Source organism: Aeromicrobium sp. (genome assembly GCF_025965075.1).
Lineage (GTDB): Bacteria > Actinomycetota > Actinomycetes > Propionibacteriales > Nocardioidaceae > Aeromicrobium.
Genome location: NZ_JAOPXQ010000153.1, coordinates 1 through 14,796, shown reverse-complemented (window position 1 = coordinate 14,796; position 14,796 = coordinate 1). Strand labels below are relative to the sequence as shown.

At 71.2% G+C, this 14,796-nt stretch carries 11 protein-coding genes; 7 read left to right on the top strand and 4 right to left on the bottom strand.

The window, feature by feature from the left end:
* On the top strand, nt 1-474 hold a 474-nt coding region (locus tag JWQ91_RS09630), incomplete at its 5' end, for a hypothetical protein (protein ID WP_297782904.1).
* A gap of 137 nt (nt 475-611) precedes the next feature.
* On the opposite strand, the gene JWQ91_RS09625 is transcribed toward JWQ91_RS09630, so the two are convergent.
* Nucleotides 612-1,784: an acyltransferase gene (locus JWQ91_RS09625; RefSeq protein ID WP_297782899.1), complete on the bottom strand. Its 1,173-nt coding sequence runs from the start codon at nt 1,782-1,784 to the stop codon at nt 612-614.
* A 157-nt stretch (nt 1,785-1,941) separates the two neighbouring features.
* Here JWQ91_RS09625 and JWQ91_RS09620 point away from each other — a divergent pair, with 157 nt between their 5' ends.
* Together JWQ91_RS09620 and JWQ91_RS09615 are read left to right on the top strand one after the other, a co-directional pair.
* Nucleotides 1,942-3,408, top strand: coding sequence for an MFS transporter (locus JWQ91_RS09620; RefSeq protein ID WP_297782896.1), 1,467 nt, complete (start codon nt 1,942-1,944; stop codon nt 3,406-3,408).
* Between the two features lie 25 nt (nt 3,409-3,433).
* Nucleotides 3,434-4,861, top strand: a complete 1,428-nt coding sequence (locus tag JWQ91_RS09615) for an MFS transporter (protein WP_297782893.1) — start codon at nt 3,434-3,436, stop codon at nt 4,859-4,861.
* Between the two features lie 6 nt (nt 4,862-4,867).
* Here JWQ91_RS09615 and JWQ91_RS09610 read toward each other — a convergent pair whose 3' ends face one another.
* Nucleotides 4,868-5,512, bottom strand: a complete 645-nt coding sequence (locus JWQ91_RS09610; RefSeq protein WP_297782890.1) for a hypothetical protein — start codon at nt 5,510-5,512, stop codon at nt 4,868-4,870.
* Between the two features lie 190 nt (nt 5,513-5,702).
* On the opposite strand from JWQ91_RS09610, the gene JWQ91_RS09605 reads away from it, so the two are divergent.
* Both JWQ91_RS09605 and JWQ91_RS09600 read left to right on the top strand, forming a co-directional pair.
* Nucleotides 5,703-7,175: an MFS transporter gene (locus tag JWQ91_RS09605; RefSeq protein WP_297782887.1), complete on the top strand. Its 1,473-nt coding sequence runs from the start codon at nt 5,703-5,705 to the stop codon at nt 7,173-7,175.
* Between the two features lie 221 nt (nt 7,176-7,396).
* A complete protein-coding gene (locus tag JWQ91_RS09600; RefSeq protein WP_297782884.1) occupies nt 7,397-8,416 on the top strand; it encodes an LLM class flavin-dependent oxidoreductase in 1,020 nt (339 codons plus the stop codon).
* Between the two features lie 3 nt (nt 8,417-8,419).
* Here JWQ91_RS09600 and JWQ91_RS09595 read toward each other — a convergent pair whose 3' ends face one another.
* Nucleotides 8,420-9,547 (bottom strand): acyltransferase, encoded by a 1,128-nt coding sequence (locus JWQ91_RS09595; protein WP_297782881.1) that lies wholly within the window; start codon nt 9,545-9,547, stop codon nt 8,420-8,422.
* A 587-nt stretch (nt 9,548-10,134) separates the two neighbouring features.
* On the opposite strand from JWQ91_RS09595, the gene ppc reads away from it, so the two are divergent.
* On the top strand, nt 10,135-12,951 hold the full coding sequence (ppc, locus tag JWQ91_RS09590) for a phosphoenolpyruvate carboxylase (protein ID WP_297782878.1): 2,817 nt from the start codon (nt 10,135-10,137) through the stop codon (nt 12,949-12,951).
* A gap of 169 nt (nt 12,952-13,120) precedes the next feature.
* Nucleotides 13,121-14,044: a DUF559 domain-containing protein gene (locus JWQ91_RS09585; protein WP_297782875.1), complete on the top strand. Its 924-nt coding sequence runs from the start codon at nt 13,121-13,123 to the stop codon at nt 14,042-14,044.
* 185 nt (nt 14,045-14,229) lie between these two features.
* Here the strand turns inward: JWQ91_RS09585 and JWQ91_RS09580 are convergent.
* On the bottom strand, nt 14,230-14,796 hold a 567-nt coding region (locus tag JWQ91_RS09580), incomplete at its 5' end, for a phosphoenolpyruvate carboxykinase domain-containing protein (RefSeq protein ID WP_297782873.1).

Sequence of the window (14,796 nt, the reverse complement as noted above, 5' to 3'; positions counted from 1 at the left end):
CGCGCCGACGCGCGCACCCTGGTGACCCTGCTGCACCTGCGGGAGATCGTCGGCGACCGCAGTGCGGGGGAGCGCCCCTCGGTGGTCAGCGAGATGCTGGACGACCGCAACCGGGCCCTGGCGCAGGTCGCGCACGTCGACGACGTCATCGTCAGCGACGAGATCCTCAGCCTGATCCTGTCCCAGCTCTCGGAGGACGAACGTCTCGAGGCGGTCTTCGAGGACCTCCTGGACGCCGACGGGGCGGAGATCTATCTGCGCCCGGCGCGGGACTACGTGACCGCGGGGGACCCCGTGGCGTACGCGACGATCGTCGCCGCGGCCGCCCACCGGGGGGAGACCGCGCTGGGCTATCGGGTCGCGGCGGACTCGCACGACCCGGACGCGGGCTTCGGGGTGCACGTCAACCCGGCGAAGTCGCGGACGTTCGCGGTCGAGGTGGCCGACCGGGTCGTGGTGCTGGCCGAGGACTGAGGTCTCGACAGGCTCAACCCGGCGGAAGGTAGCGGACGGTTGGTGACAGATGGCCTGTCTGGGAAGGTCCTATGCATGACCATTCTCGGGATCATCGGGGGTTTCTGGCTGTTGTGCGCCGTCATCGTCGTCGGCGCCTACTTCGTGTCGGAGCGCAACCAACGCTGACGCGGGGTCGTGGCGGGTGTCGGGCGCAGCGGGTCCCGGCGGAACCGGGCCGGCTGCACCCGGTCGACCAGCGCCCCCAGGGTGCGGTCCACGACTCGCTGGATCCGGGCCCGCCGCGGGTCGAGGTCGACCAGCCAGTGCAGGCACCAGGCGACCGCGATCAGGGCGGCCAGCAGCAGCGGGTAGACCAGCCACTTGGTGGCGTCGGTCGCGAGGTGGTCCAGCAGGATGTAACCGACGTGCGCGTGCAGCAGGTAGACCGGATAGGTCAGCGCGCCCAGCGGCTGGGACAGCGGGAGCCGCAGGTGGGCCACGCGCGGGATGCACATCGACAGGACGGCCAGATAGAACAGTGTCACCAGCCCGCCGGCGACGACGGGGTTGAGCTCGATCGGCCGCCGCTCGTCCAGCACGATGGCCTTGTCGATCGCGAACCGGACGCTCATGGCCCACACGCCGAGCAGCGGCAGGACGCTCCACCAGGCCGGGCCGCGGTCGCGGACGATCGCGATGAGCGCCCCGGCGGCGAACAGCAGGTAGAAGCCGCCGGTGAACGGCAGGTCCGCGGTCGCCTCCGGCGCGAGGAGCTGGCACAGCACCATGACCACGCCCCACAGGGGGAAGAAGACGTCCAGGCGCCGGCCGAGGCCGAAGAACAGCAGGATGCCGACGAGCGCGTAGAACCGCAGCTCGTACACCAGCGTCCAGTAGGCGCCGTCGACGAAGCCCTGCCCGAAGTAGGTCGGCGCCATCGTCAGGTTGGCCAGGAACTCCGGGACCGTGACGGTGAACGTGTCGCCGCCGGCCACGACGATCACCACGGTCGTGATGCTCAGCGCGATCCAGAACGCCGGATAGAGCCGGACGAACCGGCCGACGGCGAACTGGCGGGCGGTCTTGCCGCGGGCGGAGTTGCTGATGACGAAGCCGCTGATCAGGAAGAACAGCGAGACGCCGAGGTAGCCGTAGCTGGCCCACGGGTCGGCCCAGTCGTTGGGCCCGATGCTGGTGACCTTGCCGTTCTCGATCCCGTTGACGAGCCAGTGCAGCCCGACCACCATGAGCGCCGCGACGAGGCGCAGGTAGTCCAGCAGGGCGTAGCGCGGCGGCCGCTCGCGGACGGCGCCGGTCGTCTCGACCATGTGCCTCCCTCCACGCCTCCGGGGTGCCCCTCGATGGTAGGCGCCGTAGTCCGCGGTCGTACGTGACGAGAGACATGCTGCGATGCGGGGGGATCCTCCGTAGGATGGTTGCGCGGGGCAATCGCTTCGTCGTTGCCTTTTGCTGAGTGAGACCCCTGTGCCCACCGCCACCCGCCGCACCCACTACTGGGTGACCTTCGCGGTCCTCGCCGTCTCCGTCGCGTCCTACACCCTGATGCAGTCGTTGACGATCCCCGTCCTGTCGGAGATCGAGACCGAGATGGACACCAACCAGAACACGGTGACGTGGGTCCTGACGGCCTACCTGCTGTCGGCGTCGGTGTTCACGCCCATCGTCGGCCGGCTCGGCGATGCGTACGGCAAGCAGCGGATGCTGGTCCTGTCGCTGGTCGCGCTGTCGCTCGGCTCGCTGCTGGCCGCGCTGGCCCCGTCGATCGGCGTGCTGATCGGCGCCCGGGTCATCCAGGGCATCGGCGGCGGCGTGCTGCCGCTGGCGTTCGGCATCATCCGCGACGAGTTCCCGCACCACAAGGTCGGCAGCGCCGTCAGCGTCGTGTCGTCGCTGCTCGCGGTCGGCTTCGGCGCCGGCATCGTGCTGGCCGGCCCGATCAGCTCGGGCCTGGGCTACCACTGGCTGTTCTGGCTGCCGTTCATCGTCACCGCCGTCATGGCCGTCGCGGCGGTCCTGCTGGTGCCGGAGTCCCCGGTGCGTACGCCCGGCCGCATCGCGCTGGTCCCGGCGTTCCTGCTGTCGGCGTGGCTCGTGGCCCTGCTGCTGGCGCTGAGCCAGGCGCCCGAGTGGGGCTGGGGCTCGCCCAAGGTCATCGCCCTGCTGGTCGTCGCCGTGATCGTCGGGGCCGTGTGGATCCGGGTCGAGCTGACCGTCGACGTCCCGCTGATCGACATGAAGATGATGCGCCTGCCCGGCGTGTGGACGACCAACCTCGTCGCGCTGCTGCTGGGCGTCGGCATGTATGCCTCGTTCGGCTTCATCCCGCAGTTCAACCAGACGCCGACCGCCAACGGGTACGGCTTCGGGGCCTCGATCACCGAGTCCGGCATGCTGCTGCTCCCGTCGGCGGTGATGACCTTCCTGACGGGTCTCGTCGCCGCCCCGATCGCCCAGCGCATCGGCGCCAAATCGGTCGTCGTGGCCGGCTCGGCGATCGGCGGGGTCGGCATGTTCATGCTGGCGTTCCTCCACGCCGAGAAGTGGCAGGTCGCCGCCGCCAACGGCGTCGTCGGCACCGGGATCGGCCTGGCCTTCGCGTGCCTGGCCGGGCTGATCGTCGCGGCGGTCACCCCCGAGCAGACCGGTGTCGCCAGCGGCATGAACGCCAACATCCGCACGATCGGCGGATCCATCGGCACCGCCGTCATGGCCAGCATCGTCACGGCGCACTTCCTGCCCAGCGGCTTCCCCAAGGAGATCGGCTACACCGCCGGCTTCGTCGTGCTGGGTGGCGCGCTGGTCGCCGCCGCGTTCGCCGGGCTGGCGATCCCCGGGCTCAGCCCCAAGGAGCTGGAGGACCGGCTCGAGATGGACCCGGCCGCCGCGTCCCGGGCCGACGGCTCGGGCGACCTCGTGCGTACCGGCCACTGATCCCTTCCGCGATGATGGGCCCGACATGACCCGCCCCCGCTCGCACCCCCGCGCCACGGTCGCCGTGCTCGCGGTGGGGGTGTCGGCGTTCGGGCTGCTGCAGTCGATGATCATCCCGGTGCTGTCGCAGATCCAGGCCGACCTGCACACCGACCAGGCCACCGTGACGTGGGTCCTGACGGCGTACCTGCTGTCCGCCGCCGTCGCGACGCCGTTGATCGGCCGGGTCGGCGACGCGGTCGGCAAGCAGCGGATGCTCGCGGTGACCCTGGCGCTGCTGGCGATCGGCTCGGCCGGCGCCGCGCTGGCGCCCGACATCGGCTGGATGATCGCGGCCCGGGTCGTCGCTGGCCTGGGCGGCGGCGCGGTGCCGCTGTCGTTCGGGATCATCCGCGACGAGGTGCCGCGGGAGCGGTCCGGTGCCGCGGTGGGGCTGCTGGCCTCGCTGATGTCGGGCGCGTTCGGGGTCGGCATCGTCATCGCCGGGCCGATCGTGGAGGGGCTGGGCTTCGACTGGCTGTTCTGGCTGCCGGCGATCTTCACCGGGCTGGCCGCGATCGGCGTCATCTGCCTGGTGCCGGCGTCCCCGGTGCGGATGGCCGGGCGGATCAGCGTGCTGCCGGCGGTGCTGCTGTCGGGCTGGCTCGTCGCGCTGCTGCTGGCGCTCAACGAGGGCAACCCCCAGGGCTGGGCCTCGCCGATGGTGCTGGGCCTGTTCGCCGCGGCCGCGCTGCTGCTCCTCGCGTGGGTCGCCGCCGAGCGGTCCGCCGCCGTGCCGCTGATCGACCTGGAGCTGATGCGCAGCCGCGGGGTGTGGACCGCGAACGTCGTGGCGTTCGGCGCGGGCTTCGGGACGTTCGCCTCGCTGGGCTTCCTGCCGCAGCTGCTGCAGACGCCGGTCGCCTCCGGCTACGGCTTCGGGGCCACGATCTCGGAGTCGGGGCTGATCATCCTGCCGTCCTCGGCGGTGTCGTTCGTGATGGGCTTCCTCGCCCCGCGGCTGGTGCACCGGCTCACCGCCCGGTGGGTCGTGGCGGCCGGGCTGCTGGCCAGCACGGTGGCGTTCGTCGGGGTCGCGCTGTCCCACGACGACCGGTGGCACATCAGCGCGTGGATGGCGCTGCAGGGCCTGGGCATCGGGCTGGTCGTGTCGAGCCTCGCCGGGGTCGTGCTGGCCTCGGTGCCGGCGCAGCAGACCGGGGTCGCGAGCGGCATGAACGCCAACATCCGGCTGATCGGCGGCTCGCTCGGCTCGGCCATGATGGCCGGCATCATCACGGCCCGCACCGGAGCCGGCGGCTATCCGCTCGAGGCGGGCTATCGCAACGGGTTCCTGGTCCTGGCGGTCGCGATGGCGCTGGCGGCGGGGGTCGCGCTGCTGATCCCGCGGGTGCCGGGGCACCCGGAGGACCGGGTCGCCGACGAGCCGGACGTGGACGTCGCGCGGGTGTAGGTCTTCCTAGCGCGGCTGGTTCGCGAGCTCGGTGACGAGGTCGGTGAAGCGGCGCTCGTCGGTGCGGCCGACGACGACGTGGGTCGCGCCCGGGCCGGCCGCGAAGGCGGCGTTGGTCGGCGCGTCGTCGCGGTGGAGCACGCCGGTCACGCTGGCCGGGACCTCGCCCTGGACGAGCGGGAAGCCGGAGTAAGCCGTGGCGAGCTCGGCGAACAGCTCCGGCGTCCGCGCCACGACGACCCACGGGATGCCGGTCGGGGCGATCCACCGGGCCCAGGTGGCGAGGTGGTCGGTGTCACCGGCGCAGGCGAACGCGATCCGCGGGGCGTACGCCGTCACCGCGTCGCGCACCTCCTGGCAGCCGCTGGCGTAGCGGCGGAAGATCGCCGTGATGAGGCCGAGGACGCCGACCGAGAAGAACGCCGCGGCGACCTCGAACGCGGGCGCCAGGACGATCGCCCCGACGGTCAGCACCACCGAGATCGTGGCGGCGACGAGCCAGACCTCGAAGCCGAACGGGGGCTGCGGACGTACCCAGATCGGCTGGCCCGGGACGTGCGCCACCAGCGGCGGCCGGGCGGCCGAGCCGGACCGGGCGAGCGGTGCCGTCGCGAGGCCCGCGAGGAGGACCACGAGGGCGACGACGAGCACGGGACGACTCTAGTGCGGGGTCCGTCGGGAGCCGGTCGGCGGCGTGGCTCGCCGGTGTGCGCGGAGACCGGCTCCGGTTGGTGAGCCTCATCACGATGGGGTCGTTCGCGTCGTCATCCGCGCGCCGGGAGCCGTAAACTCTCGCGGCAAGGTGATTGCCTTGCGCAACCATCTTGTTGAAGGATTTGCCGTGGTCGACCAGGTCAAACGCTCCCACTACCAGCTGACGTTCGCGGTGCTGGCCGTCTCGGTGGCGAGCTTCGCGCTGCTGCAGTCGCTGGTGACGCCGGTGCTGTCGGAGATCCAGGTCGACCTGGGCACCGACCAGACGACGGTCACCTGGGTCCTGACGGCGTACCTGCTGTCGGCGTCGGTGTTCACCCCGATCATCGGCCGCATCGGCGACAAGGTCGGCAAGGAGAAGATGCTGGTCCTGGCCCTCGCCGGGCTGGCGATCGGCTCGCTCATCGCGGCGCTCGCCACCAGCATCGGGCCGATGATCGTCGCCCGCGTGATCCAGGGTGTCGGCGGCGGCGTGCTGCCGCTGGCGTTCGGCATCATCCGGGACGAGTTCCCGGAGAAGAAGATCCCCGGCGCCGTCGGCATCATCGCCTCGCTGGCCGCGGTCGGCGCGGGGGTGGGCCTGGTCCTGGCCGGCCCGATCGTCGACGCGCTCGACTACCACTGGCTGTTCTGGCTGCCCGCGATCGTCACGGCCGTCGCCGCGGTCGCCGCGTACGTCGTGGTGCCCGCGTCCCCCGTGCGTACCCCCGGCAAGATCAGCGTCCTGCCCGCCATCCTGCTGTCCGCGTGGCTCGTGTGCCTGCTGCTCGCGCTGAGCCAGGGGCGCAGCTGGGGCTGGACCTCGGGCCGCGTCCTGGGCCTGATCGCCGCCGCGATCGTCCTCGCGGTGCTGTGGGTCGTCGTCGAGGAGCGCTCGGAGTCGCCGCTGATCGACATGACGATGATGCGGCTGCCGGCGGTGTGGACGACCAATCTCGTCGCGCTGCTGGTCGGCTTCGCGATGTATGCGTCGTTCGGCTTCCTGCCGCAGTTCACCCAGACGCCGGCCGAGGCGGGCTACGGCTTCGGCGCCTCGATCACCGAGTCCGGGCTGATCCTGCTGCCGTCGTCGGTCACGATGTTCGTCGTCGGGCTGCTGTCCGGCACGTTCGTCCGGCTCATCGGGCCCAAGACCGTCGTCGTGATCGGCAGCCTGATCTCCGCCGGGTCGATGGCGATCCTGGCGTTCGCGCACGAGGAGAAGTGGGAGCTGTACGTCGCCAACGCCGTCATGGGTGTCGGCGTCGGCCTGATCTTCGCGTGCCTGTCGAACCTCATCGTCGCGGCCGTGCCGCCGGAGCAGACCGGCGTCGCCAGCGGCATGAACGCCAACATCCGCACGATCGGCGGCTCGGTCGGTGCGGCCGTCATGGCCAGTGTCGTGACCGCCACGGTGTTCCCCAACGGGCTGCCGGAGGAGTCGGGCTACACCAACGGGTTCATCATGCTGACCGGTGCGTTCATCCTCGCGGCGCTCGTCGCGCTGCTGATCCCGCGGGTGCAGCGCTCCGTCATCGAGGAGCACCTGGTCGGCGAGCCCGAGCACGCCGAGCTGGGCATGGTCGCCGCCGGGACGCTGGTGGGGGACAAGAGCGAGTAGGTCCTCCGGGGGGCGGTTCCCCTTCGTGGTCGGTTTACCTCCTGGTCGGTTTACCACGGTCCCTGAGCAAACTGGCGCCGTCCGGCGTCTCCCCGGAGCAGTCCTGCGCGTACCGCGGGAAACTTCCTGCGGGATGCGCCAAGCTCCTCAGGGACCGTGGTAATCCGACGCCCGGGGGCTCCGGGAGGAACATCCACCCGGCCGAAGAGGTTGACGATGGCATGAAGAATGTCGGCTTCCTGTCCTTCGGTCACTACCAGGCCGTGCCGGGCTCCCAGACCCGCACGGCGGGCGATGTCCTGCTCCAGTCGATCGACCTGGCCGTCGCGGCCGAGGAGATCGGGATCGACGGGGCGTACTTCCGGGTGCACCACTTCGCCCGGCAGCTGGCCTCCCCGTTCCCGCTGCTGGCCGCCGTCGGCGCCCGGACCAGCCGGATCGAGATCGGCACCGGCGTGATCGACATGCGCTACGAGAACCCGCTCGCCATGGCCGAGGACGCCGCCGCCGCCGACCTGATCAGCGGGGGCCGGCTGGAGCTCGGCATCAGCCGGGGATCACCCGAGACCGCGCTGCGCGGCTACGAGTCGTTCGGGCACGTCCCGGCCGAGGGGTCGACCGACGCGGACATGGCCCGCCAGCACACCGAGATCTTCCGCCACGCGATCGCCGGCGAGGGCGTCGCGGTGTCCGACCCCAAGATGACCGGCCGGCAGGTGCCGCTGCCGATCATGCCGCAGGCGCCGGGCCTGTCCGACCGCATCTGGTGGGGCTCCGGCACCCGCGCGACGGCCGAGTGGACCGCCCAGCAGGGCATGAACCTCATGAGCTCGACCCTGTTGACGGAGGACACCGGCGTCCCGTTCGACGAGCTGCAGCTCGAGCAGATCCAACGCTACAAGGCGGCGTGGGCCACGGCCGGCTGGGAGCGCGAGCCCCGGGTCTCGGTCAGCCGCAGCGTCATCCCGCTGCTGGACGCCCAGGACCGGGCCTACTTCGGCGAGCGCAGCGGCGAGGACCAGCTGGGTCACCTCGACGGCGGGATCGCGCGGTTCGGCAAGTCGTACGTCGGTGAGCCCGACGCGCTGGCCGAGGAGCTCGCCCGGGACGTCGCGGTGCGGGAGGCGGACTCGCTGCTGCTGACCGTGCCCAACCAGCTCGGCGTCGCCTACAACGCCCGGCTGCTGGCGGCGCTGGCCGAGCACGTCCTCCCGGCGATCGGCTGGAAGCCGCGCAGCTGATCCTCAGGCGACGGGGACGCGGACGGCCTGCTGGTGCGAGGTCATGAAGCGTCGCTCGACCGCCCGGTGGAACAGGTAGGCGATCGTCAGGGAGCACGGCAGGACCGCGACGAACATCAGGACGTAGTGCACCCGGAACGACGGGTCGAGCTCGAGCAGGGCGAAGTTGCCCAGCGCCAGCAGCGGGCTGTGCACCAGGTAGAGGCTGTAGGACCACAGCCCGATCCACACCAGCAGCCGCGACTCGAGCACGCGGTGCACCGGCGTCGTGGACCCGGCGAGGCTGCGCTGCCCCAGCCAGACCAGGCCGAGGGCGACGAACGCGCCGAGGACGGTCTCGGTGAGCCAGTCCTGCTCCCGGGCGGCGTCGTGCGCCAGGAGCACGCCGGCGAACGTCGCCAGCAGCCCGACCGCGACGATCGGGCCGAGCAGCCGGATCGTGGTCTCGCGGACCACGAGGTACGCCGCGGCGGCCCCCATCGCGAACAGGCCGAGGAACCAGAAGTGCGCGGCGTCCAGGTGCGGGTCGACGAAGTGGATCGCCCAGCCGATCGCGACGGCCGCGGCGACCATGACCGCCACGTGGGTGCGGCGCCACAGCGGGAGCAGCAGGAACGGGAGCGTGAAGTAGAGCTGCCACTCCGTCGCGACGGACCACGCCGGCCCGTTGACCTGGTAGATCCAGTCGTGCCGCAGGTTGTGGACCGCGAACAGGTGCGAGACGACGCCGCCGAGGGTGACCGGGATCTTGTTGTCCCACGCCGTGCCGGACTCCTCGTGCATCCACGGCACGGCGGCGATGAGGGCCAGGAACAGGGCGAAGGAGATCAGGTAGGGCGGCAGGATGCGCCGGGCCCGGCGCTTGATGAAGTGCTGCCACCCCTTGCGGAGCACCAGGCCGCTGCTGCCGACGATCGGCAGCGCGAGGACGAAGCCCGACAGGACGATGAACACCGGCACGCCGAAGTTGCCGACCCGCCAGATCTTGGCGATCGCGGGCAGCCCGTCGGTGTCGCCGCGCAGGCCCGTGAAGACGAACGTGTGGAACAGCGCCACCGAGAGGGCCGCGACCGCGCGCAGCCCGTCGGCGAACTTGAAGTCGTGGCGCTGTCCGCCGTCCGCGCTGTGCATGGCGGCCATCTTCTCAGGCCGGACCACGTCCTCCGGGGGCCGGGGGAACCCCGCAGCTGAGACGCCCCCACGTACCATCCGGTAACCGGCCGGGTCGTTCTAGGCTTGAGATCGGCTGCCTCTTCCAATCCCTGAGCGCGCTCCCTCGCGCACGCGGGGTCCCACCGGGAGGGGCAGTCCTCCAGGCCCGAGTAGTCCGTTCGGACCAGGTCGGTCCGGGCCGAAAGTCCTCAATTCCCGGGGGCAATCTGGAGTTCACATTCGTGACATGTGGTCTCGCTAGGCTCGTTGCCATGAGCATCGTCGTCATGACCGTGGCCATCATCTGGGGCGGCAGCACCCTCGGAGTCATCGGCATCTTCGCGGCCGAGCACCGCCAGCGCTGAGCCCTCCGCGCCGGCGTGTCCGTGACCTCTCCGAACCGAAAGACCTCTCGAGCATGAACCTACGCAGCCGCCAGCAGAGCCTGTGGCGTCGCCTCCGGTGCCGAATCAAGTACGGCGTGGCCTGCCCGCACAACCCGCAGCACCGCTGAGCCGCCGATTCCCGGACATATGCGAGCAACATGTCCGCGGCAGACTAGGGGCGTGACTTCTCAGAGCAGACTGACGATCGAGCAGATCCTCGAGTCCGACCGACGCCAGCCGGACTCCGCCTCCTTCGGCGGGGGCGTGTCCTCCGCCGCCGAGCACACCGCGCTGCGGGCCTCGGTGCGCCAGCTCACGACCCTGCTGGGCGAGGCGCTGACCCGCCACGAGGGGGCCGAGCTGCTGGCGCTGGTGGAGCGGGTACGCCGGCTGGCCCGCCAGCCCGAGGACGCCGAGCTGCACCGGGTGCTGGACGACATCGAGCCGGGCACGGCCGTCGTGCTGGCGCGGGCCTTCACGGCGTACTTCCAGCTCGTCAACACCACCGAGCAGCTGCACCGCTGGCAGGAGCTCGCCGCGGGCGAGGAGGGGCCGCTCGCCGCGACGGTCGGCCGGATCAGCGCCGCCCTCGACGACGGCAGCCTGTCCCGGGAGCTGCTGACGACGGTGCTGGACCGGCTGGAGTACCGCCCGGTGTTCACCGCGCACCCGACCGAGGCCAGCCGGCGTACCGTCCTGCGGCTGCTGCGCAAGGTCGCCGAGACGGTCCGGGCGATGGAGGACCCGCGCCGACCCGGCTGGCAGGTCCGCGCCGACGAGCGGCGGCTGGCCGAGCTGGTCGACCTGATCTGGCAGACCGACGAGCTGCGGGTCGTGCGGCCCGAGCCGGTCGACGAGGCCCGCACCGCGGTCTACTACCTGCGCTCGATCGCCGGCGAGGTCGTCCCCGACCTGCTGGCCGAGCTGGACCGCCAGCTCGCCCGGGTCGACGTGACCCTGCCGGCGACGGCCCGGCCGCTGCGCTTCGGCACCTGGGCCGGCGGCGACCGCGACGGCAACCCCAACGTGACCCCGGCCGTGACGCTCGACATCCTGCGGCTGCAGCACACGGCGGGGATCGCCGAGCTGGTCGACGCGGTCGACGAGATCCTGGCCGAGATGACCGCCTCGACCCGGATCGTCGAAGTCTCCGACGAGCTGCGGGAGAGCCTCGAGGCCGACGCCGTGGCGCTGCCGATCACGTGGGAGTCGATCCGCCGGCTCAACGCCGACGAGCCCTACCGGCTCAAGCTCAGCTTCGTCCGGGTCCGGCTGCTGCGCGCCCGGGACCGGCTGGTCCACGGCACGCCGCACGAGCCGGGCCGGGACTACCGGACGTTCGACGAGCTGGTCCGTGACCTGGTCCTGGTCCGCGACTCGATGCTCGCCGACGGCGACGAGCTGACCGGTGACGGGACGATCCTGCGGCTGATCCGCACCGCCGTGACGTTCGGCGCCGGGCTGGCCACGATGGACGTCCGCGAGCACAGCGCCAAGCACCACGCGGCGCTGGCCGAGCTCTATGCCCGGATCGGGGACCTCGACTATGCCGGGCTCCAGCGGCCCGAGCGGATCGCCGTGCTGTCCCGGGAGATGGCGTCGGCGCGGCCGCTGACCGGGGTCGGCGCCGGCGGGCTGGGCGAGGCCGCGACGGCGTCGCTGGACCTGCTGGGCGTCATCCGGGAGGCCCTCGACACGTACGGGCCGGAGACCGTCGAGACGTACATCGTGTCGATGACCCACGACGTCGACGACCTGTTCGCCGTCGTCGTGCTGGCCCGCGAGGTGGGGCTGGTCGACCTGACCGGCGCCGAGGTGGTGGCGCGGATCGGCTTCGCGCCGCTGTTCGAGACCGTCGCGGAGCTCGAGGCGGCCGGGCCGCTGCTCGACGCGCTGCTGGGCGATCCGACGTACCGCCGCATCGTGGCCGCCCGCGGTGACGTGCAGGAGATCATGCTGGGCTACTCGGACTCCTCCAAGGACGCCGGCATCGCCGCGTCGCAGTGGCAGGTGCACCGGGCGCAGCGGGCGCTGCGGGACGTCGCGCGCAAGCACGGAGTCGTGCTGCGGCTGTTCCACGGGCGCGGAGGGTCGACGGGACGCGGTGGCGGGCCGACCGCCGAGGCGATCATGTCGCAGCCGTACGGCAGCCTGGCCGGACCGATCAAGATCACCGAGCAGGGCGAGGTCATCTCCGACAAGTACGCCCTGCCGGGCCTGGGCCGGCAGAACCTCGAGGCCGCGCTCGCCGCGGTGCTGGAGGCGTCGGTGCTGCACCGCACGTCGCTGCTGCCCGACGAGGTGCTGTCGAGGTGGAACGGCACGATGGACCTGGTCGCCGAGCAGGGCCAGCAGGCCTATCGGGCCCTGGTCCGCGACGACGCCCTGGTGCCGTTCTTCGTCGCCGCGACCCCGGTCGACGAGCTCGGCAAGATGAACATCGGCTCCCGCCCGGCCAAGCGTCCCGGCGGCGCCGGTGGGCTGGACGACCTGCGGGCGATCCCGTGGGTGTTCGGCTGGACCCAGTCGCGGATCATCCTGCCGGGCTGGTTCGGCGTCGGGTCGGGGCTCGCGGCGGCGTTCGCCGACGGGCGGGGGGAGACCCTGCAGGAGATGTACGGCTCGTGGGCGTTCTTCCGGACGTTCGTCTCCAACGTGCAGATGACGCTGACCAAGACCGACCTGGACATCGCCGCGGAGTACGTCTCGTCGCTGGTGCCCGCGTCGTCGCAGGGCGTCTTCGACGTCATCCGCGCCGAGCACGAGCTGACCGTCGAGCAGGTGCTGCGGGTGACGGGCGACGCGTCGCTGCTGGAGACGGCGCCGGTCCTGCAGCGCACCTTGGAGCTGCGGGACCTCTACCTGGCGCCCTTGCACGCGCTGCAGGTGTCGCTGCTCAAGAAGGTCCGTGCCGCCGACGAGCCGGACGAGGACCTGCAGCGAGCGCTGCTGCTGACGATCAACGGCATCTCGGCCGGCCTGCGCAACACCGGATAGACCGCCCAGTTTTTGGGCACTTGTGTACGGATCCGGGACGCTGGATCCGAACACAAGTGCCCAAAAACTGGGGCCGGGCCTTCGTCCACACCGTGCGAGTCGCTGTCCGTCGTCCACAGCCTCAGGTGGCGGGCTGGCGACGGACGGCGGTGCCGGGACAGCGTCGAGGATGGCGTTCTCCACCGCACATCCGTTCACCCGCGAGCAGGCCCGGGCCGCCGGCATCACCGACGCGAATCTCCGGGCCCGCACGACATACTGCCGACTTCTCCGCGGCGTGTACGTCGGCGCCAAGGTCGAGATGACCCTGGCCCTGTGGCTGCGCGCGGCCCTGCTCGCCGCGCCGCCGGGGTCGGTCGTCAGCCACCTGACCGCGTTGCGGTGGTACGGCTACGAGCTGGGTGAGCTGCTGCCGATGCACGTGTCCTCGCGGACCACCACGTACTCGCGCCAGGGCAACCTGACGGCTCACCGGCGCGGCGATCCCATCCGGTCACGCATGCTTCGCGGCATCCCGGTCACCGATGCCGATCGGACGCTCGTGGACCTGGCGTACGACGTGAGCATCCCCGAGCTCATCCAGGCGATCGAGTGGATGATGCATCGCGGCTTCACGACGCTGACCTCCCTGACCGCGTACGCGCTCGACCACCACCTGCGTGGGGTGCGTCGGGTGCGGGACGTGATCGGGTTCGTGCGGGAGGGCTCCGAGTCGCCGATGGAGTCGCTCGTGCGGCTGATGATCAGGTTCGCGCACCTGCCCGAGCCGGTCCCGAACCTGGTGCTGAGGGACGAGCACGGTCACTTCCTGGCCCGGGGCGACCTGGTCTACGCGCGGTGGAAGGTGCTGGTCGAGTACGACGGCATGCACCACGAGCGCGATCCGCGTCAGCGGCAACGGGACATCGGTCGCCGTGAACGGCTCGAACGCGCCGGGTGGCTCGTGATCATCGTGACCTCGGCCGACCTCGTCGCGCCACGTCAGATCGTCGACCGGGTGCACCAGGCGCTCCTGCAGCGCGGCTACGCCGGGCCGGGTCCCGTCTTCAGCGTGATGTGGGACGAGTGGTTCCCCACCGTCCGCGATGACTGACCGGGGGACGCCCTGCCGGCGGAGCGCCGGAGCGACCATGTCAGCGGCGGAGGACTTTTGGGCATTTGTGTACGGATCCGGCCACCCCGATCCGTACACAAGTGCCCAAAAACTGGGGACGGGGCCGGGGACCGCGCAGAACGCCCCCGGAACCAGCTGGTTCCGGGGGCGGTCGGTGGCTCAGATCAGCCGAGGCGGGCCTTCAGGCCGTCGAGCTCGGTCCAGAGCACGGCCGGCAGGGTGTCGCCGAACTTCTCGAACCACTCGTTGATCTGCGGGATCTCGGCCTTCCACTCGTCGACGTCGACCTTGAGCGCCTTCTCCAGCTGCTCCTCGGTGACGTCGAGTCCGTCGGTGTCGATCGACGACGTCGGCGGGACCAGGCCGATAGGCGTCTCGAACGCCTCGACCTTGCCCTCGACGCGGTCGATGACGTACTTGAGGATGCGGCTGTTCTCGCCGAAGCCGGGCCACAGGAAGCCGCCGTCCTCGTCGCGACGGAACCAGTTGACGTAGAAGATCTTGGGGAACTTCGACTCGTCGTTGTTCTTGGCCATGTTGATCCAGTGACCGAAGTAGTCACCCGCGTCGTAGCCGATGAACGGCAGCATCGCCATCGGGTCGCGGCGGACGACGCCGACGGCGCCGGTCGCGGCGGCGGTGGTCTCCGAGGAGAGCGTCGCACCCATGAACGTGCCGTGGGTCCAGTCGCGGGCCTCGGTCACCAGGGGGATCGTGGTCTTGCGGCGGCC

Excerpts from the sequence above, each read along its gene's own strand:
- JWQ91_RS09625 (WP_297782899.1), bottom strand. The coding sequence starts at position 1,784 with ATGGTCGAGACGACCGGCGCCGTCCGCGAGCGGCCGCCGCGCTACGCC.
- JWQ91_RS09615 (WP_297782893.1), top strand. The coding sequence starts at position 3,434 with ATGACCCGCCCCCGCTCGCACCCCCGCGCCACGGTCGCCGTGCTCGCG.
- JWQ91_RS09600 (WP_297782884.1), top strand. The coding sequence starts at position 7,397 with ATGAAGAATGTCGGCTTCCTGTCCTTCGGTCACTACCAGGCCGTGCCG.
- JWQ91_RS09595 (WP_297782881.1), bottom strand. The coding sequence starts at position 9,547 with ATGCACAGCGCGGACGGCGGACAGCGCCACGACTTCAAGTTCGCCGAC.
- JWQ91_RS09585 (WP_297782875.1), top strand. The coding sequence starts at position 13,121 with ATGGCGTTCTCCACCGCACATCCGTTCACCCGCGAGCAGGCCCGGGCC.